The organism is Novosphingobium sp. ST904 (assembly GCF_001298105.1).
GTDB lineage: Bacteria > Pseudomonadota > Alphaproteobacteria > Sphingomonadales > Sphingomonadaceae > Novosphingobium.
The window spans coordinates 41991-66921 of the sequence record NZ_LGJH01000159.1 but is presented as its reverse complement, the minus strand read 5'-3'; the positions used below and the strand labels follow the sequence as shown (position 1 = coordinate 66921).

The following is a 24931-nucleotide window of genomic DNA, read 5'->3' as shown; positions in this document are numbered from 1 at the left end:
CCCTGCCCGGCCCTTCCCTCGGATGGGACAAGGCGAGACATCGCCCGCGTTAACTGTTCGTAAGGGATGACTCTTCGCCGTGTCTCACCATGAGACACGGCGAAACGGGCAGTATCCAAAACACAAGGGACAAGTACTTAGCTCGCTCATTGCTCCGTTATTCTGGCGAGTCCCGCACATGTCCCGTCTCCGCAAGCTGTCACTTTCCGTTGCTGTTGCCGCCGTCGCCTTCGCGGCCAGCCCCGTGCTTGCCTCCTCGGGCATGATCGCCGGGATCGACGTGCTGAAGACCTGGAACCTCGTGGTGCTGGGCGATCTCACGTCCTCGTCGGAAGTGGAGGGCCGGACCTTCGTAGGCGGCAATCTCGACGGCAATGCCTCGAACTACCAGATCACCGCCCTGCCCGCCTCCAGCACCGGCACGCCGGGGCTGACGGTGGTGGGCGACGTCAACGGCGGCTACAAGAACCTCAACAACGGCTCCGGCGCGGTTGTCGGCGGCAACGTCAACAGCGGGCTCAACCTCAACGGCGCGGCACAGACGGTGCTGGTGGGCGGCACGATCAGCAACACCAACGTCAACAACAACACCGTGACCTCGGGCCTCGCCTCCAGCGACCCGCAGTTCGCCCAGAACCTCACCCAGCAGAAGAGCCTCATCGAAACCTCGATGGAGGGACTCAGCCACTCGATGAGCACCGAGACGGCCAACAGCCAGCTCTCGATCAGCGGCAATACCGGCACGTTCAACGCCCAGCCCGATGCCAACGGCGTGGCCGTGTTCAACATCTCCGCCGCCGACCTCGACAAGATCGGCGAGATCAAGTTCAACCTCAACGGCGCCGACACGGCGATCGTCAACGTTTCGGGCACGTCGATCAAGCTGGACGACAACTTCCTCGGCGGCACCGCCAACCTCGGCGAACATGTCGTCTGGAACTTCTACGAGGCCGACGATCTTTCGCTGGCCACGGCATGGGGCGGCTCGGTTCTCGCGCCGGGCGCCAATGCGACGACCTCGAACTACATCCAGGGCTCGGCCGTGTTCGGCAATCTCGTGCAGAACGGCGAGATGCACGTGGGCACCTATACCGGCGGGTACACGCCGGGCGGCGATCCGGGCACCTCGACCAGTTCTGGCGGCAGCACTTCGGGCGGCAGCACCGACGTGCCGGAGCCGGGCATGGTCGGCCTGTTCGCGCTGGGTCTCGGAGCGCTGGTGTTCTGGCGCCGCCGCCGCGCCGTCGCGGCCTGAAACCATGAAGCCTGCGCGCCGCGGATAGCGGCGCGCCAATATCGATATGGCGAAGTTCCGGGGGATCATCCCCCGGAACTTCCCGTGCTTATTTCTGCCAGCGGCCAACGAAGAACCCGTCAAGCCCGCCGACCTCCGCCAGCATCCCCGGATCGGTCCGCACCCAGCCCTCGGCCGTGGGTACGAGTCCTTCGGGCAATTCGGAGGCCGTGACCGGAACCCCGGTGAGCGAGACCTTCTCGGCCTGTTCCTCGCCCTCTTCCGGCTCCATCGAGCAGACCGCATAGACCAGACGCCCGCCCGGCTTGAGCCAGCCCGAAGCGCGTTCCAACATCTTCTCCTGAAGCGCGGTCATGTCCTCGATCTGGCGCTCGCCAATGCGGTGGAGCACGTCGGGATGGCGGCGCGCGGTGCCGGTTGCCGTGCAGGGCGCATCGAGCAGGATCGCATCGAACGCTTCTTCCGGCTCCCACGTCAGCACATCGGCCTGCACCACTTCGGCTTCGAGGCCGATGCGCTTCAGGTTGTCGCGCAGGCGCTCGAGGCGGCGCTTGGAATTGTCGAGCGCGGTGACCTGCCAGCCCGCCGCCGCCAGTTGCAGCGTCTTGCCGCCCGGCGCGGCGCACAGATCGAGCACCCGCTTTCCTTCACCCGCGCCCAGCAGACGCGCCGGCAGGCTCGCGGCGAGATCCTGCACCCACCAGGCGCCGTCGCGGAATCCTTCGAGGTGCTCCACCGCCGTACCGCGCGCAAGGCGGACGTGGCCGGGCATCAGCGAGGTTCCGCCCAGGCGCTCGGACCATTCGGCGGTCTGTTCGGGATGACGCAGCGCCAGGTCCAGCGGCGGCGGCTCGGCCAGCCCCGCCGCGATCGCCTCGGCGCGCACGCCCCAGCGGCCCGCGACGTCCTCGGGCAGGGTCGGCACATCGGGAAGCTGCGCACCGCCCTTGGTGACGGTCGAGAACACGCCGTGCGCGAGCCGGCGCGGACCGCCCATCAACAGCGGCAGGCCGGTGGCGATCACCGCGTGGCCGGGCGTCTCCAGCCGCAGTACCTGCGCGAGCATGATCTGGAGCACCGCGCGCGCCTTCGCGTCGGGCGCGAGCGGCAGGCGGGTGGCGCTGTCGATCAGTTCGTCAAGGTCGGTGCGCCAGCGCAGCACCTCGCCGGCAATGGCGCGGGCAAGCGCCCGGTCAGCGTCTCCGCCCACGCGGGCCAGCGCGGAGCCGCCCGCCTGGTCGAGCGTTTCGCCCCGCCGCAGCACGGCATCGATAAGGTTGAGCGCGGCACGCGCGCGGGAAGGCCGGGAATGTCCATGTGCAGCCCCTATAGCGGATTGCGTTTTCGCGCTACCTCCACCACATGAGCTTCATGACACAGCGCGCCACCCAACGTCCCGAAGGCTTCGCGAAGCCCACCCACTGGACGAACGAGCCCGCCCCGAAACCGGCCGAGCAGAAGGCCGAGCCCGATCCGGACGGCATTTCGCCGACCCGCTACGGCGACTGGGTGCGCAACGGGATCGCCGTGGACTTCTGACCCCCGCCGCCTGCAGGCGGATGACGAAAACCCCCTAGCCGACCAGCGTAGCGGTTTCGGCGATCTGGCTGATGCCGCGCTTGCCGTCCTGGCGATCGAGCTGGACGACGATATCGATCACCGAAGCGGCATATTCCAGCGTCTCGGCGCGGGTCAGGCCGATTCCGGTCTGCATCGACATCAGCGCGATCTGCTCAAGAGCGCCGCGCGGCGTATTGGCGTGCACGGTCGAGAATGAGCCGGGGTGCCCGGTATTGATGGCGCGCAGGAACGAGACTGTCTCGGTGCCGCGCAGTTCGCCCAGCACGATGCGATCGGGGCGCAGGCGCAAGGCGGCCTGAAGAAGATCGTTAGCGGAGACCTTGGCCTCTCCCAGTTCGCCCTTCACCGCGATCAGCCCTACCCCGTTGGCGCCAGGCAGCCGCAGTTCGGCGGTGTCTTCCACCAGAACCACGCGCTCCTGCTGCGGGATTTCCGAAAGCATGGCGTTGAGGAACGTGGTTTTGCCCGTAGAAGTACCGCCTGAGATCAGGATCGTACGGCGGCGGCGGATCGCATCGCGCAGGAAGGCAATCGGTTCGGCCATGGCATCTGGCGTGGGCTCTTCGGCGGGCGGCGTGATAGGGCCGCGATCGTAGGCGTCCAGCGGCAGTTCGAGCAGGCGGTGGCGGCGGATCGCCATGGCCCAGTTGGCGCGTGTCGCAGGCGGACCCACGAGCTGGATGCGCGCGCCGCTCTGCCCGCCATGGGCAGGAAGCGTGGCGGAGAGCAGCGGATGCTCGCGATTGATGCCCTGATGGCTGATCCGCGCGACCTGCTCGGCCAGGCGCTGGAGCAGGCGATTGTCCATTTCCGGTAAGGCGATGCGCTGCATGCCCGCAAGCGCCGCGTCTTCCACCCAGATTTCGCCGGGCCGGTTGACGAGGATCTCCGTTACGCTCTCACGCTCAAGCCAGGGGCGCAGCGGCGCCAGATAGGCATCGAGGTAGACCGAGCGCGCAGCGACCTGCATAGGCTCGCCGTCAGGCAGGAGCACCCCGGACGGGGCGCCTTGCAGGGAAAGAACGTCAGCCATAACGCCTCACTGAACCTGACTGAAATCCAGGTCCTTGGCGGTGAAGACGCGAATCGGCTCCCCCTGCCGCACCCGGATCGTCGGGCCGACGCTGCCGCTCTGCTGGACCGCTGCCGCCGCCGCCGACTGGCCGCCGCCGACGACCACGCTCGAACCGCTGGTGGCCAGCGTGGAAAGCCCGCCCACGACGGAGAGCAGCATGGCCGAGCCGAACCGCTCGAAGAAGTGGCTGTTGACCTTGCCGGGAAGGCCGGTCTCACCGCCGAAGGCAATGGCGGGCGAACCAAGGTTTACCGAGACGCCGTCCGGCCGGATCACGCGGCTCCAGATCACATAGGCGCGCTTCTGGCCGGCCGTCAGGCCGCTCTTGTACTGGCCGATCAGGCGCGAGGAACGCGGGATCAGCGTGCGCTTCCCGTCGAAGCTGCGCACGTCGGCGGAGACGATGGCGCGCACGTAACCGGGCACGTCGGTGTCGATCGCGGTTTCAAGCACGGCCGGGATCAGCGTGCCCTGCGTGACCGTGGTGGTCGGGTCGAAAGTGCGCGCGGCAGCGGCGGTGCTGCCGGTGCCGCCGATGCGCGCGGCGAAATCGTCATTGGCGTTGCCCGCCTTGGCCTCTCCCCCCGGACCGGCGGACGGCATGGACACGGCATTGCCGCCTGCATCGAACACCACCGTGGGATTGGCGAAGGGATTGGCCGAGGCTGCGGGATTGGCGCCGGGGTCTGCGGCAAGCACGGGCGCCGGAGCCGGAGCCGCCAGCGGCGCACCCGGTTCGACCGGCTGAGCGGGGACTGCGGCGGGCGCGGGCACTGCCGGTGCGGGAACGCCGGGCTGCGGAACGGCGGCGGCGCCGGGCTGCGCGGTCTGGCCTTCGGGCGAATTGCGCACCGAATCCATCGACCACAGCGTAAGGCCGCCCAGCGCGGCAACGATCAGCACGCCCGCGGCAAGGCCGAGGCCGTCCGCCTTCTTCCGCTGCGTGACCTGCGGCAGGACATTGCGGCTGGCAAGGTCGATGACCTGTGCGCCTTCACCGTCGCGCGGGTCGGCAGCCTCGGTGGAATCGAGCTTCTCACGCAGGAAGGAGTTGGGCGCCATGTGTCAGTTCCCGTTCGATGAAGCGGCGATCGTGGTGGAGGCCGTGGGGGCCGCTGCCGGTGCGGCCTGGGCGACGGCGGCCGTCCCGCTCGCCGCTGCCGGCGGCGCGGAGATACCGGGCGCCGCTTCCGACCGTGCGTTTTCAAGAGTGGCCACGGCCTTGCCCGAACGCAGGATGATCTGGCGCGGCACTTCGGCGATGACGATGGTCTGCCCGCGTACCGCGTAGTTCACCGGGCCTTCGTCGCCCTTCTCGTTCTTCACGAGGATTGCGGGAACGGCGGTATTGTCGGGCCAGAGCAGATAAGTCGAAATGCCGTCGTCATAGACCCGCGAGGGCTGGAGCTTGGCAAGGCCGGTGCGCTTCCACGCAAAGTTGAGCGCGGTGGCATCCACCGGCGTCGCGGCCGGATCGCCCGCCGCCAGCGCCTGTTCGGCAGGATCGAGCCCGGCCATCGCCGGTGCCCCAACCGCGCCCGGCACCGCTTCGGCCGGTTCGTCCTTGTACGTGAAGCGCAGCATGTAGAGCGCGCGCGCCTTGGGCGAGGCCACGAGGTCGAAGAAATAGGTGTGGCGATTGGTCACCACCGTCATGTTGGTGCGCGCGCTGGCTTCCAGCGGCTTCACGAACAGGAGATCGGCACGCTTGTTCGGCGTGATCTGCCAGGTCTGCGAATCGCCCACCGCGACATTCTCGATCGCCTCGTTCCTGCCGAAGGCGATGGTCGCCTGAACGCCGGTCTTCCCGTCGATCCGCACGACTTCGTTGTCGGTGAAGGCATGTTCGACGAGGCGCTCGTCCGCCTGTGCGGCAGCGGCCTGCATGATGGCAAGGACGGCGGCGGTCGCGGCCAGGGCGCGGGCCTTGGGGCGAATCATGTGAACTTCTCCTTGGCCGGTGCGCGGCCAGTGCTGTTTGATGCCACATCGTTGGACGGGCGGAACCGGCTGCCGATCCCGCGCGCACGCGATGCATTGCTCGAACCCAGCGGCTCGACTCCGCCGCCCGAGACTTGCGTTATCACGGTTCGCCGGTCGCTTGAATGCGCTGTCGTTCCCTGGTCCTGTCCGGGAACCGGCGCCATGGCCGCCGCGCTCGCCGCCGAGACTGCGCCGTGCGGGACTGGCCGGCAGTCGGAGCAAAGGGCTGGACCTGCCCGCCGATGACGGAAACCGGTGCGGGAGGCGCCACGTTGTCGCGCCCTGTGCGCGAGCGTTCGGGGCTGGCGAGGCCGAATACCTGCCAGCCGGACACCAGCGTACCGGCGATCTTGAGCACCATGCCCATGAGCGCGAGATGGACGGCCGCCACCACGAACAGCGCCATGGCTGCACGGCCGTCGATCTCGCCGAGCTGCGCGCCCTGCACCAGCGCCGAGACGATCGGCACCAGCAGTTCCAGAGTGATGCCGCCGCCAAGCACGACGAAGAGCGGCGTCGTCGCGGTGAGCACGACACCCCGCAGCCAGCCGGCGGTAAGTCCGCGCGTGCCGCCGAACAGCGCCATGACGACAAAGATCGGGCCGAGCGCGAGCAGGATGGCCAGCGCGATGCGCGCTGTCAGCAGCACGCCGACGGTGCCGAGCAGCAGCATGAGCGCGCCCATCCACATCACGCTATCGGGCGAGAACAGCCCTGCGGCACCGGCCGCCTTGGCCGCTGCGCCGCCCTGAGCTGCACCCTGTGCCGCTTCCCCGCCGTTCTGGCCCGCATTCTGGCCTACATTCTGCGAAGCTTCGGCAATGGCGTTGAACACCACGTCGATCCGGTCTCCGAAGATCTGCGTGGCCGATCCCTTTGCGCCCATAAGCAGCGACGCGATCCAGTCCGGGCCGCCTACCGCAAGCTTCCAGACCACGCCCTGATAGGCGATCCAGCTCGTCGCGAAAGTCAGCACGAGGCCCAACGTCAACATGCGCGGGGTCAGTGCCGAGATACCGAGGCTGGAGCGACCGGTCAGCAGCGAGATCGCGAAGAAGGCGATGTAGAGGGTAAGCAGGATGGTCAGCACCGGGGCCATCGCCCCCTCGGCGCCGAACAGGCGGCCGAACGCGGCCGAGGCCATCTCGTTGGCCACGCAATCGACCGCACGCAGCGCCGGGGCGACCCCGGCGGATGCGACTTCGGTGAGCTGTTCGCAGGCGGTGCTCATGGCCGGGTTACTCCGCCGCCTCGATCCAGGCGTCCTCGTCCTCGACCTCTTCGGGTTCGCCGGGCCACGGGAACCCGGTCAGGCGCGGATACCACGCCGCCGGATCGTCGCCATAACGCTCGCGAAGCTGGTCGAGCTTGCGCACCGTGCTCTCGCGGCCGGAAAGCACGGTGAGCACTTCGGGCATCCCTGACAGGTCGAGCCTGACCACCGCCGAGGCATCGGACTGGCGGACCAGGAAGCAGCGGGACTGCGCGGGCAGCGTCTTGATGACGTCCAGCTCGTGCTGCGACAGGCCGAAGCCCTCGCAGTAATCCTCATGCCGGGCGCGGGCATTGGGCATGAACACCATCGTCGCGGTCTGCTCGACCAGCGCGGTGGCGATCCTGCTGTCCAGCGCATCGCGCGCGGACTGGGTGGCGAAGCCCACCAGCGCGTTGCGCTTGCGCAGCGTTTTCAGCCAGTCGCGGATGCGGGCGGCGAAGACTTCGTCGTCAAGCGCCTTCCAGCCCTCGTCGATGAGGATCATCGTCGGCTCGCCGTCGAGACGCTCGTCGATGCGGTGGAACAGGTACATCATGACCGGCGTGCGCAGGCGCGGGCTTTCCAGCAGCGCCGTCATGTCGAAACCGAGCACGCGGGCGGAAAGGTCGAGACGGTCATGCTGGTTGTCGAACAGCCAGCCGTGCTCGCCTCCCCCGTTTGGCCCATGGCTTATCCATGCATCGAGGCGCGATGCGAGATCGCCCGGCTGCGGGCGCCGCGCGCCGGCCAGCAGTTCGCGGAAGTGCGAGAGCCGGCGCAGCGAGGGATCGTTGTGATAGGCCGCATCCACCGCGCCCGCGATCGTCGCAAGTTCCTCGGGGCCGCGCGCTTCGAGCAGCACACCCAGCCAGTCGCGCAGGAAGGCGCGGTTGGCGGCGGTGTCGGGCAGCGAGAGCGGGTTGAACCCTGTCGGATGGCCGGCGGCAACGCGGCTGTACATGCCGCCGATGCCCCGCAGGAACACCTCGGCGCCGCGATCCTTGTCGAACAGCACCGTGCGGGGCCCGAACTTCTGCGCCTGCGCGGCCAGGAAGTTCATGACCACCGTCTTGCCGGAACCCGACGGACCGATGACGGTGAAGTTGCCGAGATCGCCCTGATGGAAATTGAAGAAGAACGGCGTCGAACTGGTGGTGGAGAGCAATGTCACCGCATCGCCCCAGTGATTGCCGCTCGCCTGCCCCATCGCAAAGCCGTGAAGCGAGCCGAAACAGGCCATGTTGGCGCTGGAGATCAGCGCGCGGCGCACGATGAATGCCTCGTTGCCGGGAAGCTGGCCCCAGAATGCGGGCTCCATGTTGACGTCCTCGCGCACCGCCACCGCGCCGGCATCGGCGAGCGAGGCGGCGCAAAGCGCGGTCGCCTCGTCAAGCGCGTCCAGCTTATCGGCACGCACGAGCACCGAGAGGTGATGGTCGCCGAAACCGACCGCGCCGGTTCCCAGCGCATCGCGCGCGGCCGACATCTCGCGACGCTCGGCCATGGCTTCCTCGTCCGCCGAGCGCAGGCGGCGGATGGCAAGGTCGATGCGCTCGCGGGCGATCTGGCGGTCCGAAGGCGCGTAGCTCTCGGTCAGGACCAGTTCGCAAGGCAGGCGCAGCAGCGCATCGGTGAGCCCGGGCGCGGTGCTGTCGGGATAATCCTTGAGGCTGACGACCGAGGCGAACGAGGCGCTGGCCGCGCCGCGCAGCTCCAGCGCATCCATGCCGAAATTGATGCGCCGGTAGGGCAGCATGTGGCCGATGTCGGTGCCCTCAGCCGGGCGGCGCACCGGCCGCATCTCGCCGTTGTAGAGCGCGGAAAGCAGTTCGAGCACTTCGGAGCACGCACCGGCCTGCCCTTCGTAGTCGCCCAGCAGCCGCGCGCCATAGGCACCCAGCGAGGCGACCATAGCCGAGGCTGCCGCGCGCAAGGCCCGCACGTCGGCGAGATCGGCCTCGACCGGCGCGGAACCCTTGTTCCTGAGCATGCGCGAGAGCTTGTCCGGCCAACCTGCCTTGCCGCGTGCGGGGGCGACGGACCAGGGTGATGAACTGGTCGTTGACGAAGAGCGCACCGGATCCGGTGCGGGCCCGCCAGCGCGCGTCGATATGCGCGGCGAGCGGGTCCTCGAACTGGCCGCCCATCGCGATCTGCACACGGCGGCGGATCACGTGGTGGTAAAGCACGAAGCGGGCATCGAGCGAGGATCGGAGCAGCACTTCGCGCGTGGCGACGTGCGCGTTGAGCTCATCGCTGTCCGCCGTCTCGAATGCGAGCCCCGGCACCATCAGCGAGAGCATGACCGAGCCGTCACGCAGCAGCACGACATTCTCGTCCACCAGCGCCTGGTAAGGCAGCCGGTCTCCGACCAGCGTTTCCCTGGCTCCCCAACCCTTGAGAACCGATTTCCTGTTTCCGGCCATCGTCATTTCCCCCGCTTCCCCGCATCCAGACCCGTACCCGGGCCGGGATCAGGGCGCGTAACTGTTGCAGCCCCAGCGCTGCCAGTTCGGCACGCGCGGGCATTTGCTGACCTTGGCGATCCACAGGTCGAACACCCGGGGCTCGCGAAGACAGGCGAGGTATCCCGCGCCATGGATCGCGATCGCCGCCGGCACCGCCCAGAAGCTCTTGGTGATGAGGAATATCTCCGTCGTCACCGCGGCGTTGATGATGAAGAAGCTGTACGTCACGCCCCCGAACATCTGCGGGCGGGTGAGCGCGCGGTGCACCGGATAGCGGGCGAGGCTCATCAGCCGTCCTCAGCCCGCGGCCGACTGGATGCCGGTCACGATCGCGCCCGCGCCGAACAGCACGAAGCAGCCGATGATGACCGTGGCACCGAACCGCCAGTTCATGCGGCCGGTCAGCATCATGAAGCCGACCGCGGCAACCGCCATGACCGCAACCGCCGTGGCGACATTGCCGAGCAGCGTCCCCTGGAGCCAGCCGAGCGCGGCCACGATCGGGCCGGAACCGGCCGGATCGGCGCGCGTGCCCGCCTGTGCATGGGCGATTGCCGGTGCAAGACCGAAAGCAGCTGCAAAAATCGTGAAAAGACCGCGCATATTGCGGATCTGAAACTGAGCGTATCGAATCACCATGCCCTCCGTATGAGGGCGCAGTGCTCCATCCTGATGACAGAAGTGTGACGACAACACGGCCAAATCGACAGCCATGTTGCAATCGTCACACCCGATTTCCGTTCAGCGATCCCAGCCTGCGCCCATCCCTCTGCGCATGAGCCCTTATACTTCAGGGGTACTCAAAATGGCCAGTATCCGCCAATTCCTTGGGGAAAATTCGGTAGCTCCCGAAGTTAGAACGATTTAATTTCGAAATCGCCTAGCGAGACGCCCGCGCATTGGCGCGCAGCAGGTTGTTGAGCGCCAGCCGGGCAGCTGCGCGCGAATCGACCCAGCTGCCGTCGGCCAGTTGCAGATCGTAGCGATCCGAGCTGCCGACAGCGGCGCGATAGGCCGCTATCGCCTTTTCGGTCTGCCCATTGGCGGCATAGGCCGTACCGAGATTTATCAAGGTGGCGGGATCGTCCGACCGGGCCGCGCCGGTGCCCTCCAGCTTGCGCACGGCAGCATCCGCATTCCCGGCCGCAAGCTCGGTATAGGCCACTTCCACGCGGTCGTCGCGGGGCACATCGGTCATCGGCGTGGCGGCGGCCTGGCTGAGCATGAGGGTGGCGGCAAGGGCAGTGAGGGACATGGCGGTTCTCCCGTTTCTCTATCTGTGGACTATCGGCAACATCCGCCCAGCCAAGTCGCTCCGCAAGAAAATGACGTTACTGTCATAAAACTGCAATGGACGTGTGAACCGCCCCCGACAGCCGCGAGTCGCGCCGACCGGGAGCCTCACTTGCCCCTCATGGTCACACTGTCGTCGTATAAGTGCAGATTTCTGTCACGGTATCGCCAACAAACTGTCACCCCTCAGCCCTAGACCCCGCGCTCAGCGAAGGCGGACTCGCCGTCTCGTTCCGACCTGACCAACGGGGGAATTCACGTGAAGACCATTCATGGCGTGCTGCTTCTGGGCTGCAGCGCACTCGCTCTCGCCGGCTGCGGCGCCGACGACATCTCCTCGCCGGGCGCCGGCTCGATCGACGTGGACATCAACAACCCGGCTCCCACGCCCACCCCGACCCCGGGCACCGGCCTGGTCGAGGCAGCGGCGGAGTGCCCCGGCACCGCGGCCACCGGCGGCCTCGTGCTGAGCAACGACGGCACCATCGAAGGCCCCGAAGGCAGCTGGCGCGTCTGCACCCTGCCGGCGCTGGTCAACGTCAGCTCGACGCTGCCCAAGCGGACCGGCGTGGTCTATCGCCTCAACGGCCGCGTGGACGTGGGCTGCGACGGCGGCTTCAAGGCGCCGACCGCGACTTCGACGTTCGCCACCACGACCGTCGCCTGCGGCGCACGCACGCTCAGCGCCGACACGAACGTGACGCTGACCATCGCGCCGGGCGCGATCGTCTATGGCGACAGCACCTCGGCTCCGGCCTGGCTCGCCGTCAACCGCGGCAACAAGCTGATGGCGGAAGGCACCGCGGCACTGCCGATCATCTTCACCAGCCTCCAGAACATCCAGGGCTCGAACACCAACGATTCGATGGGCCAGTGGGGCGGCGTCGTGCTGCTCGGGCGCGGCGAGATCACCGACTGCTCGACCGGCATGGGCACCACCGCAGGCAACAACTGCGAGCGCGTGACCGAAGGCGCGGCAGATCCGGCGAACTTCGGCGGCCAGGACAACACCTACAACGCCGGCAGCATGAAGTACGTGCAGATCCGCTTCTCGGGCTATTCGCTCGCTCCGGGCAACGAACTCCAGTCGCTTACCGGCGGCGGCATCGGCAGCGGCACCCAGCTCGAATACATCCAGTCGGTGAACAGCTCGGACGACGGCTCCGAATTCTTCGGCGGTGCGCTCAACCTGAAGCACTACGTCGCCATCAATGCCGACGATGACAGCCTCGACCTCGACACCGGCGTCCAGGCGAACGTCCAGTTCGCCCTGATCGTCCAGAAGCCGAACGCCGGCGACTCGTTCCTCGAGTTCGACAGCAACGGCAACGAAGCCGACGATCCGCGCACCAAGATCACCGTCGCCAACTTCACCGCTGTCCAGACCAGCGTGGGCTCGGGCAACAGCGGCAACCAGGCCTCGATGCTGTTCCGCGGCAACTCGGACGTCACTCTCGTCAACGGCGTGGTCTACACCCCGACGAACGAGTGCCTCCGCCAGAACGGCACCACCGCAGGCGGCTCTGCTGCGACCTCCCTCACCGCCCACTCGGTGGTGATGACCTGCGGCGGCACCGGCGCCTTCCTCGGCACCGGCACTTACGACAATGCCGCCGTCCAGGCCGCATTCAACGCCGGCACCAACAACAACGCCGCCTTCACCTCGACGCTGACGAGCACGTTCGTCAACGGCGCCGGCGAAACCGCGGTCCCGGCTTACGCCAGCCTGTCCACGCTCTCGAGCTTCTTCACCAACGTCACCTATATCGGCGCGGTCAAGGACGCTTCGGACACCTGGTATCGCGGCTGGACCTGCGACACCACCAACGCGAACCTCGGATCGAACAGCGCCTGCACCGCAGTGCCCACCGTCTGATCCGACCGCCCGCAGCATAACGAAGGGGGGCGGTCCAAGCTGGCCGCCCCCCGTTCGCATCCGATCCGATCGCATCCGTTACGTGTTCCAGGGGGACAATCCATGATCAAGCCGCGGCTCGTCACGCTGCTGCTCTCCACCGCGTTGCTCGCGCCGACCGCGGCGTGGGCACAGGACAGCACTTCCGCTCCCGCCTCCGGCATTGCCGGCGCCGTTCCCACTCAACCGGCGGATGACGCGGCGGCCGGAGAAGAGGCGCCCGACGTCTCGATCCCGGGCGGTGCGATCATCGTTACCGGCCAGCGCAGCCGCAACATCGAGCGCACGGCCCCGCAGGTCATCTCGGTCCTTTCCAGCGAGCAGATCGCGCGCACCGGCGAAGGCGACATTGCCGGCGCGCTGGGCCGCGTCACCGGCCTTTCGGTGGTCGGCAACGGCTACGTCTATGTTCGCGGCCTCGGCGACCGCTACTCGCTCGCACTGCTCAACGGTTCGCCGCTGCCCAGCCCCGAGCCGCTCAAGCGTGTCGTCCCGCTCGACCTCTTCCCCACCAGCATCATCGCCTCGTCGCTGGTACAGAAGAGCTATTCGACCAACTTCCCCGGCGAATTCGGTGGCGGCGTCATCAACCTGACGACCAAGTCGATCCCGGAAGAAAGCTTCCTGACCATCGGCGGCGGCATCGGCTGGGATACCGAAACCACCAACAAGCTGGGCTACACCTATTACGGCAGCCAGACCGACTGGACCGGCTACGACAACGGCAACCGCTCGCTTCCCGCCCCGCTCAAGGCTTACCTGAAGAGCGACACCGTGATGGGTTCGGGCAGCGACCAGGCGCTTGAAATCGGCAGCACGCTGTTCCGGGGCCGCAACTCGGTGGTCCAGAAGGTCGACAAGATGCAGCCGAACTTCTCGGCCGATCTTTCGGCGGGTACGCGCGCCGAACTCGGCGAGGCCACGCTGGGCGTGATCGCGGCGGCCGGCTACTCGAACAAGACCCAGACCCGCGATGCCGTGCAGCAGCTTACGCAGGGCCTGAGCGCCAACCCGGACAACCTCTGGGAAGACTACCGCACGGTCAGCACCGACAACCGGATCATCGTCAACGGCATGCTGGGCCTCGGCCTCGAATGGGGCGACAACTCCATCCGCTGGACCAACCTCTACATTCACGACACCAGCAAGTTCACGCGCCTTCGCGCCGGCCACCAGGAGAGCAACCAGGACGTCGACTACATCTCGCAGAAGACCGCCTGGTACGAACGCGCGCTGCTCGACACCCAGTTCACCGGTGAGTTCAAGCCGGACGACAAGACCTCGATCGACGTACGCGCCGGCTTTGCCAACTCTAAGCGGCTCTCGCCGTTCGAGATCGACTCCGAATATATCCGCACCAACGACGGCACCCAGTTCGGCGAAAACTTCGTCAACACCATGGGCACCGGGGCGGTCGATCCCACCACGATCAGCTTCTCGCGCCTGAGCGAGGACGTGTGGTCGGCCGGCGTCGACGTCTCGCGCCAGTTCTTCGACGGCTGGCGCGGCACCGCCGGCTATGCCTATCAGCTGAACCGGCGCACCAACACCAACCGCCAGTTCGGCGTCTATGCCAGTGGCGACCAGTCGCTGATCCAGGCGTTCGGCCTGCTGCGGCTCGACGTGCTGCTGCAGCCGGGGATGTGGTATCTGAACGATGCCTCGGGCATCAACTACAACCTCGAACTGCGCGACCTGACCGCCAACGTCGGCCAGTTCGATGCCCGCCTGCTCAACCACGCCTATTACGGCAAGTTCGATGGCCAGATCACCGACAGCCTCTCGATCGACGCTGGCGTGCGCTGGGAATATGCCAAGCAGACGACCGTCCTTCGCCCGGTCGGCGGGGTGGCCACGCCGACTACCGGCCTCAAGAAGGAATACTTCCTGCCTGCCCTCACGCTCACTTACGAGCTTGAGCCCGGCATGCAGGTCCGCGTGAACGGCTCGAAGACGATCGCCCGCCCGCAGTTCCGCGAGCTGGTCTACCAGAACTTCTACGATCCCGACAGCAACCGCACCTATCGCGGCAACCCGTTCCTGAAGGACAGCCAGCTCACCAACGCCGAGGCCCGCTTCGAATGGTACTTCGCGCGTGACCAGCGCGTTTCGGTGGGCGGTTTCTACAAGCACATCAAGAACCCGATCGAATCGATCCTCGCCGGCTCCGAAAGCTTCATCACAACTTACGCCAACGCCCCTGCGGCGGATCTCTACGGCGGCGAGCTGGAAGTACAGAAGAACGTCGATCTCGATACGATCGGCGGCGCCTTCTTCGAGAACCGCCGTCTCGTGCTGATCGGCAACTACACCTACACCAAGTCGAAGCTGAAGGTCGGCGCGGAAGACACCACCGACATCTACGGCGCCAGCACGACCCAGCTTGCCAGCGACTACTTCCAGAACGGCGCGCCGCTCACCGGACAGTCGGAGCACCTGCTCAACTTCCAGCTGGGCATGGAGGACACCTCCGGCCTCTCGCAGCAGACGATCCTGCTCAGCTATGCCAGCAAGCGTTCGGTCAGCCGTGGCCTGGTGGGCAGCATCCGCCAGCCCGACGTCATCGAATACCCCGGCCTGCGCGTGGACGTGGTGCTGCGCCAGGGGATCGCACTGGCCGGCAGGGAACTGGAACTCAAGCTCGAAGGCCGCAACCTCACCGGGCGCAAGCACCTCGAATACCAGACCTTCGAGGACGGCCGCGTGGACTTCAACACTTACGCCCTCGGCCGGGTCTTCTCGCTTTCGGCCACGGCCAAGTTCTGACGATCTCACCAGGGAGGCGCCTGCCCTCCCTACGGCAACTGACGACCGGTCGCAGCGATGCGGCCGGTCCTTTTTTCTTTGCCAGCACCGGTCGCCCGCGCTAAGGGCCGGCTTGTCATCTGGGGAGTAGCCGCCTGCGCCCCTTGCCCCGGCCATCGCCCGGACAAGACCAGCAGGACCTGTCGTCAACATACTTGGTCGAGAGACCATGGCGCACAGGAGGACGGAAAATCCGTCCGGGCGAGACCAATGGCGTTGCAGTTCCGTCCGGCCGGGCGGGTTCTGCCGCGCTATTGTCTTGTCTGTTGCCCGGCCCGGAGAATTCACTTGGAAGCCCTGCTGACGTCCACCGCCGTGGTCGCGCTCGCCGAAATCGGCGACAAGACGCAATTGCTCGCGATCGTCCTCGCCACCCGCTTCAAGCGCCCCTGGCCCATTGTCGGCGGCATCTTCGTGGCGACGCTCGCCAACCACTTCCTCGCAGCGCTGGTCGGCGAGCAGGCCTCCGCCTTCCTCGACGGCCAGTGGTTCCGCTACCTCGTTGCGGTCAGCTTCATCGCCATGGCCGCATGGACGCTGATCCCCGACAAGTTCGACGAAGACGACGAGCCCAAGCCCAGCCGCTTCGGGCCCTTCGTGGCCACCGCCATCGCCTTCTTCCTCGTCGAGATGGGCGACAAGACCCAGCTTGCCACGATCGCGCTGGGCGCCCGTTTCCAGAGCGTGCTCCCGGTCATGGCCGGCACCACCATCGGCATGATGCTGGCCAACGTGCCCGCGGTGTTCCTCGGCAACGAGATCATCAAACGCGTCCCGCTGAACGTGGTGCGCACGATCGCGGCGCTCCTGTTCCTGGTGATCGGCCTCTGGCTTCTTGCCCAGACCGCGGGCCTGCTGGGCTGACGATCCCTGCGGTTTCCGCGCCCTCGCGAGGTAAATCTTTCGCCTTGCGGGGGACGGCGGAGCCGGAACGACGCCGCCTCGGCAGCGGATGGCGAGCCCTCGGCTTCGTCCGGCAGCTCAGATCGCGTCGAAGACGTAGCCCAGGGAGCGCACGGTGCGCAGCGGATTGCCCGCACCCACACCCTTAAGCGCGCGGCGCAGGCGGCCGATCCAGACGTCCACCGTGCGTTCGTCCACCGGCGGCTCCTGCTTGCCCAGCGCGGCGATCAGCTGGGTACGGGTGAAGACCCGGCCCGGATGCTCGATGAAGTAGCGCAGCAGCCGCAGTTCGTTGGGCATCAGCGAGATCGGCCTGCCCTGCCAGCGCGCCTGGAACGCCGCGACATCCACCGACAGTTCGCCCTGCGCGAGGACGCGGCCGTTGGCGGTGTCCTGCTCGCTGATATTGGCGCCCAGCACCCGGTCCAGCAGGGCCGAGCGGGTCAGCGGACCGACCATGTAATCATCCGCGCCCATGCGCAGCGCACGCTTGCGATCATCGACGTTGTCTTCCTCGAGCACGATCGTGACATGTGCATGCGAGGTCAGACTGTCGGCCCGCAGGCGGCGGCACAGCTCAAGGCCCGACATTTCGGGCAGCACCCAGTCGATGAAGACCCAGAGCGCACCTTCGATCAGCGGAAGCTCAGCAAAGTCGGTCCAGCGGTGAAGGAGGACGTCGAAATCGTCGTGCCGAAAGGCCGCATGGCCCCCGGAAAGCTCGCTCGCCAGCAATATGTCGATCCGCCGCATGGCCCCCTGCGCATTAGCTACGGGCGGCTACTTGCCGCGCCAGTGTGACGAACAGGTGACATATCGGTGACATCACCATGAAAACACGGGCCGAACCCGCCTGTCATCGAAGTGACCCGCAACCGTCACCGCGCCGCAACGCGAAAGTGGGAATATCCCGGCAACTGGAACGGGGGCGCAACCGATGCGGAAAGACGTGGACACCCTTCTCGAACGCACCACCGGCGACAATGCAGGCGCCTTTGCCGGCACCAACATTCCCGCCTGGCTCGACCTGCCGGACCCGAAAGGCTTCCGGCCCAAACGCAAGTACGAGACGATCTGGATCTCCGACGTGCATCTCGGCACGCGCGGCTGCAATGCCGAGATGCTGGTGGACTTCCTGCGCTCGGTGGAATGCAGGACGCTCTATCTCGTGGGCGACATCGTGGACGGCTGGCGCCTGCGCAAGGGGTGGTACTGGCCCGATGCCCATAACGAAGTAATCCGCCGCATCCTCAAGATGGCGCACCGGGGCACCCGCGTGGTCTTCGTGGCAGGGAACCACGACGAGATGCTGCGCGATTATGCCGGGCTGACGTTCGGCGGCGTGGAACTGGTGCTGGAAGCGGTGCACGAAACGCTCGACGGCCGCCGCCTGCTGGTCACTCACGGCGACGCCTTCGACGGCGTGGTGCTCTACGCCAGATGGCTCGCGTTCCTCGGCGACAAGGCCTACGGCGCGTTGCTGCGGGCAAACATCGTGTTCAACGCGGTGCGGCGCAAGCTGAAGATGCCGTACTGGTCGCTCTCCGCCTACATGAAGAAGAAGGTGAAGAACGCGGTCCAGTACGTCTGCAGCTACGAGGAAGCCGTGGCGAACGAGGCGATCTCGCGCGGGTTCGACGGCGTGGTCTGCGGCCACATCCACTGCGCCGAGATCCGCCAGTTCGGCGGCATCACGTATCACAACGACGGTGACTGGGTGGAGAGCTGCACCGCGCTGGTCGAGGACCTCCAGGGTCATATCGCCATCGTCGACTGGATCGCCGAGACCGGCGGCCACACGGCGGATGGCGTGGAGGCGATCCGCGCCGAGGCGGCGGAGTGAAGCTGACCCTGGCGACGGACGCCTGGCTGCCGCAGGTCAACGGCGTCGTCCGCTCGCTCTCGGCCACGCTCGATGAACTGGTGCGGCTGGGGCACGAGGTGGAAACCCTCACTCCCGACCGGTTCTTCACGGTGCCGATGCCCGGCTATGCCTCGATCCGGCTGGCCATGGCGCCGCGCTTCGGGGTGCGCCGGATGCTCGACAAGGCGCAGCCGCAGATCGTCCATATCGCCACCGAAGGCCCGATCGGCTGGGCCGCACGCGGCTGGTGCCTTTCGCGCGGAGTGCCGTTCACTTCGGCCTTCCACACCCGCTTCCCCGAATATGCCGCCGTGCGCACCGGGCTCAGCGCCGAGCGGTTCTGGCCGATCATGCAGCGCTTCCACGCCCCGAGCCAGGCCGTGCTGGTATCGACCGACAGTCTCGCACGCGAACTCGCCGGACGCGGCATCTCCCACACCCGCCGCTGGAGCCGGGGCATCGACCATGCCCAGTTCCACCCGCATGGCACGCGGCACCCGGCGATGGCCGCCCTGCCCGGCCCGGTCCTGCTGAACGTCGGCCGCGTGGCGCCGGAAAAGAACCTCGAAGCCTTCCTCGACGCACCCGTGCCCGGCAGCAAGGTCGTGGTCGGCGACGGCCCCGCCCTGGAAAGCCTGCGACGGCGCTATCCGGACGTGCTGTTCCTCGGCGCGCTTTCGGGTGACGAACTGGCAAGCGCCTACCGCGCGGCCGACTGTTTCGTTTTCCCCAGCCTTACCGATACCTTCGGCCTCGTGGTGATCGAGGCGCTGGCCTGCGGCACCCCGGTCGCCGCCTATCCGGTAACCGGCCCGGTCGACATCCTCGGCCGCGACGGATGCGGGGTGGACGAAGGCCTTCGCGCTCCGGCAGGCGCGGCGGACGCGGTGCTGGAACGGGCGATCGCGGCCGCGCTCACGGTCCGGCGCGAGGACGCGGCGCTACTGGGCTCGCGCTTCTCGTGGCAGCGGGCGACCGGCCAGTTCCTGACGACGATCCAGTCCGCTCTCGAAGCCGCCGAAAGCCCAAGACGCGCGGCCGCGTAAAGCGCTGCGGCGCTCAGCGAAAACCGAGGCTGCGGGAGATATCCGCCGCCTCCTGCTGCACCAGCCGCGCAAGATCCTCCAGCCGGCCCTGCGCGCGCGGGGTGGGCGCGGCCACGACCAGAGCGCCGAGCACCAGTCCCGCGGCATCGCGAATGGCCGAGGCAGTGCCGGTTACGCCGTCAGCCGCCTGATCGACGGTCTGGGCGACGCCCTGCTCCCGCGCATCGGCAATGGCAGCGGCCAGGGCCTGGCGGTCCACCAGAGTTGCCGGGGTGAAGGCCTGCGCGCTCAGGCGGCGCAGGTAACTGTCGGTCGCATCTTGTGAGCATGTCGCCAGCAGCGCCCGTCCGCCCGCCGTCGCGTAAAGCGGGCGCCGGTCGCCTACACTGACCGAATAGCGCACGACGTTGCGGCTCTCTACCATGTCGACATAAGTGAGCTGGTCGCCATTCCCATCGCCCACGGCGAACAGCACGGTTTCGCCCGTCGCGGCGCAGAGACGGCGCATGCCGTCCCGGATCAGATCGGAGCTTTGCAGGCGGCGGCGTGCCTCGGCCAGTGCACTGCCGAGGCCGAAGGCGCCGGGGCCCAGCCGCCAGGTGCCATCCGCGCCGATCACGAAGTCTTCCTCTGCCAGCCCGCGCAGCAGCGCCGCGAGGCTGCTCTTTGGCGTGGCGAGACGGCGGCTGAGGTCCGCCAGCGACAGCGGCTCGCTGCTGGCGCAGAGGGCTTCGAGCAGGCGGACCACGCGCGTCACCGATTGCGGCGAGGCCGCCCGCGCTCCCACGCCTTCCGCGACCGTTCCGTCCTGCTCCGTCACCGTGCTCAAGCCTGCCTCACCGAAATGCCGGGATCACTTCATCCGCGAAGGTCCGGGCATAGGCAAGGAAACGCTCCGCCGGAAGGCCCGGCGGCATCATCATCGTGAAATGCTCAACCGGCGCCTTGTCGCGGAGGGCGCGGAAGCGGTCCACCGCCTCGGCCGGGGTAAGCACCTGAAGCACGCCGCTGCGCTTGAAGGTATCGAGGTCCATCGGCTTCATCGCCGCATCCTCGATCCCGATGGCCCGGTCCTCGGCCATCCACGCCGCATAAGTGTTGCTGACGTGATGAAAATAAGGCGCCAGTTCCTCGACCGCAGCCGCCTTGTCATGCGCGACGACCAGCATCAGTTCCTGCAGCCAGATCTTCGCAAGCGCCGGGTCCTTGCCCTGCTCCTCCAGCTTCTGGCGATAGAGCGGCCAGATATCGACATTGCCGAAGTATCCGTCGCCATGCCTCGCCACCCGCTCCATCGCCTTGGGCGCGAAGCCGCCGATGTAGAGCGGCACCTGCCCCCGGCTCGACAGCGCCGAAACCCGCGCGCCTTCGAGGCTGAAATGGCGGCCCTCGAAGTCCACCGTCTCGCCCGCCCAGAGCCGCCGGACGATGCTCAGAAATTCGTCGAACCGCGCACCGCGCCGGGTGAAGTCGAGGCCGTGGGCTGCATATTCGCGCGCCCGGTAGCCGATAGCGAGCCCCATCGCCAAGCGCCCACCGCAAAGCGTGTCGAGCACCGCGCAGTCCTCGGCGAAACGCAGCGGCTCGTAGAGCGGGCCAAGCGCGATGCCGGCACCGATGCGCATCCGCTTCGTGCGCGCTGCGATGGCCGCCAGCGCCACCAGCGGCGAGGTCATGTAGCCGTCCCCGGCGAGGTGGTGTTCGGGCACCCAGGCCCCGTCGAAGCCCAGCGCCTCGGTCTCGGCAACGACGTCGAGAATTTCGCCATAAAGCGCTTCCGGCGCCCGTCGCCACGGGCCGGGATTGCGGAAATCGTAAAGGTAGCCGAAGCCGAGTTCGCCCATCGTGCCCTGTCCCGTTCGTTTTCGGGAGGGAGCCTAGCGGCCGGGGCCGAGGCGGCAAGGCGCGGGGGCGATGAGTTGGCGAAGCCCGCCCGCCGCCAGCCGCCGCAGGGCGCCGGAGCGGCTCCCGGAGGAAGAGCCCTCCGGGAGCTTTCCTGCCTTACTTCTCCAGCTTGACCGGGCCGATCAGCCCCGAAGGTCTGAGCGGCGCATCGGCACGATAGGTCGGCATCGCCGTCCAGGTGATCGGCTTCGCGCCGGGCTGCGCATCGCCGACGAGGCGATTGACCCAGAGATTGGCCACCTTCACCTCGATGGTGTTGGCGCCGTTCTTCACGGCCTTGCCGATATCGATCCGGTAAGGCGCATGCCACGCCGCACCGACCGGCTTTCCGTTCACCGTGACTTCCGCCAGGTCGCCCACCTGCCCAAGGTCCAGCCAAAGCGGCTGCCCCGCTTTCGCACCCTTCGGCAGGGTGAAGCTGCGCGAATAGGTCGCCTCGCCGGAGAAGTACTTCACCCCGGCTTCAGCATTCTGTTCGAGCGGGGCGAGCTTCGGCATCTCGATCGAGGCGGGAGCGCCGCGGTCAGCCTGGAACCGCACCGTCCAGCCATCGTCAAGCGAAGCCAGCGCCTGCACCGGCCTGGCAGGCAGTGTAAGGCTCTGCTTCGCGGCCGCCTTGCGGAACACCACGAAGACCGCGTCACCTTCGGCCAGCGAGAGCGGCACGACCGTCTCGCCATTCTCCATGCGGTAGCTTACCGGCTCGCTGGTTCCGGTTTCCGGGTGCCAGAGTTCGGGAGCCTTGCCGGTGACGCGGAAGCGCGCCTCGATGGACTGCGCGCCTTGCGGATTGGAGAGGTAGTAGATCTCGCCCTGCCCGTCGCGGCGGTGGACGAAGGGGATTTTCGTATTCGCCTCTGCTCCGGTGAAGGTGAAATCCGGTGCCACCGACAGCTTGCTAAGCGCGCCTTCCACGTCCTTGCCGGCGATCACGCGGCCCTTTCCGACTGCGGCGTCACCGCTGCCCGGCCAGAGCTTCGCCACCAGCGCCGACCATTCCGCGTCCTGCGGGCCCATCATGCCCCCTGCCATGCTGGGCGTCGAGACCGGCGCATCGCCGATCACCGTGGCGCCGCCCTCGACCAGCGCGGCGAGCTTCTTCAGCGCTCCCAATGTCATGCGCTGCGACGAACCACCGAGGTAGATCGCCCGGTAACGCGCGCCGCCGGGCGCGGCGACCTCGTTGCCCTCGTTGGTGAGCAAGCCGGTGAGCGCATCGTAGCTGAGGAAATCGTAAGCGTGCGAAACCGGCGCATCGGCCGGCTTGTCGCCATAGAGCCCGGTCAGCGGTGCTTCCTCGCCGTAGAAGTAGGCCACATCGGCCACGTTCCGCCCCGCCTGAAGCAGCAGCGAGGAGCGCGAGATGTAGTCCACCCAGGGCTTGGCCATCTCGCCCCAGCTTTCCATCCGGTTGAAATACTGGCCGAAGATGAAGAGCGAGAGGCCGGGCTTCTTGTCGTCCACCGGCACATGGACCGAGGTATGGACCACCGGGCGGTTGACGCCGTTGACGAACTCCATGTCGATGAAGCGCTTCAGATCCTTGGGCGCGAAGGCCCAGGGCGACATCGAGGCGGTCATCGATTCCGCCGCGACGAGGTTCTGGCCGTAGAGATGCGCGACCGAAGCCGCGCCCTTCATGTCGGCGATCAGGGTCTGGCGCGGGCCTTCCTCGCGGAAGGTCCACATCGCGGCCATCGGGATATCCGTGTGGCTGCGCATGGTCATGTCGTCGCCCAGCATCGGACGCTTGTCTTCCAGCGCCTCGCCATAGACCTTGAGGCCATTCTCGTGAGCGACCCTGGCGACGGTGCCGTAATGCTCGCTGGCCAGCAGGTCAGCCAGGGTGCGGCGATAGTCGTAGAGGAACTTGTCCGATTGCGCGCGCGTGCCCACCAGCACGCCGGTCAGCGCCGGCAGCCAGGGCCGCGCGTCATAGCCGCGCAGGCGCTGGAACTGCTCCAGCATCTTCGGCGTCCAGTTCGCCTCTCCCACCTCGATGGAATCGTGAGCAGCGCGCGCACGCCGCGCTGGCCGATCATGTCCGGCCCGGCGGCATCCTTGTACATGCCGATGTAATGATCGAGATAACGGCGCACCGCGTCGCCATCGAACTTGTCCACCTCAAGCCCGGTCGCCTCGGGCGGTGCCGGGTGGTTGGTGGTGCCGAGCAGCGAATAGCCCATGCGCAGCACCCGCCAGCGCTGGCCCTTGGGCAACGCCGGGGCCTGCCAGTCGAGCGTGCCGTCCGCGTTGAGCTTGCCGGTGAGGTCGACAACGCTGGCGGGGGCGATACCGGCGGCACCGTCCTTCGGCTCCTCCAGCGCGTAATAGTCGCGGCTCATCACGAAGCCGGCCTTGGTCTCGAAACGGTCTACTTTCGCGGCGGCATCGAGCGTGAAGGTGCCGACGATCAGCGGCTTCTTCGCCAGCATCGCGCCGACGCCGTCGAACAATCCGTCCATGGCAATGCCCGGCGCGGGCGATCCGAGGCCGCCGTCCTGCTTGCGAGGATTGAGCACGACACGGAAATGCGCGGCGGTAACGGCGGGGAAGCTGACGGTCGTGGGTACGGCACCCAGCGTCAACGTGGCAATCGGCGTCCACGTGTTACCGTCCCCGCTCGATTCCAGCGCGCCCGTGAAAGCGGCTCCGGCGAAGGGAACCACCACATCGGGCACGAAGACCGTCGCGGTGGAGATCCGGGCCGGCTTCGCATAGTCGAGCCGCAGGCTGGGCGCCTCGCCTTCCTTGCGGGCCAGGGTTACGCCCTTGGCAAGATCGCCATCGAACAGCGCGGCAGCGGAGAGCACATTGCCCAGCCCATCCGCCGCGCGCGGCAAGGAGACTGCGGGTTCAACGGCTTCCGGATAAGCGAAGACGCCGACATCTCCGTAGTACGACGGCCCCGGAGGGGCGGGATGACCGGAGATCATCTCCTCGATGGACACCGCGGCACCCAGCGCCTGATAGGGCCCGGTCGCCGAAGGCGGCGCGGAAAGCTTGCCCGAGAAGCGCTGCCCGGCGGCTACCGGGGTCTCCGACCAGACCAGTTTCTTCAGGCCGTCCTGCGGCTGAACCCAGGGGCCGCCGGTTTCCGACCATCCGGGCGAGGCGGCGATGGCGAGTTCGAGCCCCTGCCGGTCCGCCTCGTGCGCGGCGAAACGGAAGGCGTCCTTCCACTCCGGCGTCATGTAGACGAGGCGCTTGTCGACCACTTGCGGGGTCTGAAGATTGGCGTCGAAGTTCTGCAATCCCCCGATGCCGACGCGCTTCATCCACGCCATGTCCTTGGCGATGCCGTCCTTCGAGATATTGCCGTTCATCCAGTGCCACCACACGCGCGGGCGGGCGGAATTGGGCGGATCGCGGAACTGGTCCTCAAGTGGAGCGGTAGAAGCAGCGGCTTCGGCGACGGGCGCCTGTTCCTGCGCGGCGGCAGGCATCGCAGCCAGCGCCGAGGTGAGTGCGGTTGCAGCGCACAGCACGGTACGAAACGATTGGATCGGCATAATTTCCCTCCCAAATCCAAATGGTTGTGTAGATTTTTTATTATTGCAGCAGTCTTGTCTTCACCTTGCCG

General features: G+C 67.2%; 18 protein-coding genes, 3 pseudogenes and 1 riboswitch. Of the genes and pseudogenes, 7 read left to right on the top strand and 14 right to left on the bottom strand.

The window, feature by feature from the left end:
• Window positions 1-178: 178 nt before the first annotated feature.
• A complete protein-coding gene (locus tag ADT71_RS21800; RefSeq protein WP_054440229.1) occupies window positions 179-1255 on the top strand; it encodes a choice-of-anchor A family protein in 1077 nt (358 codons plus the stop codon).
• An 88-nt stretch (window positions 1256-1343) separates the two neighbouring features.
• Here ADT71_RS21800 and ADT71_RS21795 read toward each other — a convergent pair.
• Window positions 1344-2572: pseudogene (locus tag ADT71_RS21795) on the bottom strand (RsmB/NOP family class I SAM-dependent RNA methyltransferase).
• Window positions 2573-2626: 54 nt separating this feature from the next.
• On the opposite strand from ADT71_RS21795, the gene ADT71_RS30630 reads away from it, so the two are divergent.
• The gene (locus tag ADT71_RS30630) at window positions 2627-2794 is read left to right on the top strand and encodes a DUF1674 domain-containing protein (RefSeq protein ID WP_082370498.1); all 168 of its coding nucleotides are present in this window, start codon (window positions 2627-2629) and stop codon (window positions 2792-2794) included.
• A gap of 34 nt (window positions 2795-2828) precedes the next feature.
• On the opposite strand, the gene virB11 is transcribed toward ADT71_RS30630, so the two are convergent.
• The 8 genes and pseudogenes from virB11 to ADT71_RS21755 form a co-directional block, all read right to left on the bottom strand.
• A complete protein-coding gene (gene virB11 / locus ADT71_RS21790) occupies window positions 2829-3869 on the bottom strand; it encodes a P-type DNA transfer ATPase VirB11 (RefSeq protein WP_054440227.1) in 1041 nt (346 codons plus the stop codon).
• Between the two features lie 6 nt (window positions 3870-3875).
• Window positions 3876-4973, bottom strand: coding sequence for a TrbI/VirB10 family protein (locus tag ADT71_RS21785; RefSeq protein WP_054440225.1), 1098 nt, complete (start codon window positions 4971-4973; stop codon window positions 3876-3878).
• A 3-nt stretch (window positions 4974-4976) separates the two neighbouring features.
• Window positions 4977-5852, bottom strand: a complete 876-nt coding sequence (locus tag ADT71_RS21780; RefSeq protein ID WP_054440223.1) for a TrbG/VirB9 family P-type conjugative transfer protein — start codon at window positions 5850-5852, stop codon at window positions 4977-4979.
• A 142-nt stretch (window positions 5853-5994) separates the two neighbouring features.
• Entirely contained in the window at window positions 5995-7125 is a 1131-nt protein-coding gene (locus ADT71_RS21775) for a type IV secretion system protein (RefSeq protein ID WP_231636095.1), read from the bottom strand.
• 7 nt (window positions 7126-7132) lie between these two features.
• A pseudogene (locus ADT71_RS21770) lies at window positions 7133-9575 on the bottom strand (VirB4 family type IV secretion/conjugal transfer ATPase).
• A gap of 48 nt (window positions 9576-9623) precedes the next feature.
• A complete protein-coding gene (locus tag ADT71_RS21765; RefSeq protein WP_054440221.1) occupies window positions 9624-9905 on the bottom strand; it encodes a type IV secretion system protein VirB3 in 282 nt (93 codons plus the stop codon).
• Between the two features lie 9 nt (window positions 9906-9914).
• Complete coding sequence (locus ADT71_RS21760; RefSeq protein WP_054440388.1) at window positions 9915-10220, bottom strand: TrbC/VirB2 family protein; 306 nt, start codon at window positions 10218-10220, stop codon at window positions 9915-9917.
• Between the two features lie 277 nt (window positions 10221-10497).
• Window positions 10498-10872 (bottom strand): tetratricopeptide repeat protein, encoded by a 375-nt coding sequence (locus tag ADT71_RS21755; protein ID WP_054440219.1) that lies wholly within the window; start codon window positions 10870-10872, stop codon window positions 10498-10500.
• Window positions 10873-11169: 297 nt separating this feature from the next.
• On the opposite strand from ADT71_RS21755, the gene ADT71_RS21750 reads away from it, so the two are divergent.
• The 3 genes from ADT71_RS21750 (at window position 11170) to ADT71_RS21740 (ending at window position 16494) form a co-directional block, all read left to right on the top strand.
• Window positions 11170-12786 carry a hypothetical protein gene (locus ADT71_RS21750; protein WP_054440217.1) on the top strand — a complete coding sequence of 539 codons (1617 nt, stop codon included), beginning with the start codon at window positions 11170-11172 and terminating at the stop codon, window positions 12784-12786.
• Between the two features lie 102 nt (window positions 12787-12888).
• Window positions 12889-15591, top strand: coding sequence for a TonB-dependent receptor domain-containing protein (locus ADT71_RS21745; RefSeq protein WP_054440215.1), 2703 nt, complete (start codon window positions 12889-12891; stop codon window positions 15589-15591).
• 108 nt (window positions 15592-15699) lie between these two features.
• Window positions 15700-15829, top strand: a riboswitch (yybP-ykoY riboswitch).
• 89 nt (window positions 15830-15918) lie between these two features.
• Entirely contained in the window at window positions 15919-16494 is a 576-nt protein-coding gene (locus ADT71_RS21740; RefSeq protein ID WP_054440213.1) for a TMEM165/GDT1 family protein, read from the top strand.
• Window positions 16495-16611: 117 nt separating this feature from the next.
• On the opposite strand, the gene ADT71_RS21735 is transcribed toward ADT71_RS21740, so the two are convergent.
• Window positions 16612-17286 carry a response regulator transcription factor gene (locus tag ADT71_RS21735; RefSeq protein WP_054440211.1) on the bottom strand — a complete coding sequence of 225 codons (675 nt, stop codon included), beginning with the start codon at window positions 17284-17286 and terminating at the stop codon, window positions 16612-16614.
• Between the two features lie 184 nt (window positions 17287-17470).
• Between ADT71_RS21735 and ADT71_RS21730 the strand changes: the two genes are divergently transcribed.
• On the top strand, window positions 17471-18376 hold the full coding sequence (locus ADT71_RS21730) for a UDP-2,3-diacylglucosamine diphosphatase (protein WP_054440210.1): 906 nt from the start codon (window positions 17471-17473) through the stop codon (window positions 18374-18376).
• Window positions 18373-19443, top strand: coding sequence for a glycosyltransferase family 1 protein (locus ADT71_RS21725; RefSeq protein WP_054440209.1), 1071 nt, complete (start codon window positions 18373-18375; stop codon window positions 19441-19443). The genes ADT71_RS21730 and ADT71_RS21725 overlap by 4 nt, the downstream gene beginning before the upstream one ends.
• Window positions 19444-19456: 13 nt before the next feature.
• Here the strand turns inward: ADT71_RS21725 and ADT71_RS21720 are convergent, their stop codons facing one another.
• The 4 genes and pseudogenes from ADT71_RS21720 to ADT71_RS21710 all read right to left on the bottom strand — a co-directional run.
• Entirely contained in the window at window positions 19457-20263 is an 807-nt protein-coding gene (locus tag ADT71_RS21720; protein ID WP_231636107.1) for an IclR family transcriptional regulator, read from the bottom strand.
• A 16-nt stretch (window positions 20264-20279) separates the two neighbouring features.
• A complete protein-coding gene (locus ADT71_RS21715) occupies window positions 20280-21287 on the bottom strand; it encodes an LLM class flavin-dependent oxidoreductase (RefSeq protein WP_054440207.1) in 1008 nt (335 codons plus the stop codon).
• Window positions 21288-21444: 157 nt separating this feature from the next.
• Window positions 21445-21846: a glycosylhydrolase-like jelly roll fold domain-containing protein gene (locus ADT71_RS35945; RefSeq protein WP_369818324.1), complete on the bottom strand. Its 402-nt coding sequence runs from the start codon at window positions 21844-21846 to the stop codon at window positions 21445-21447.
• 246 nt (window positions 21847-22092) lie between these two features.
• Window positions 22093-24674 (bottom strand): annotated as a pseudogene (locus ADT71_RS21710) (glycosyl hydrolase); the annotation flags it as partial.
• Between the last annotated feature and the right edge of the window lie 257 nt (window positions 24675-24931).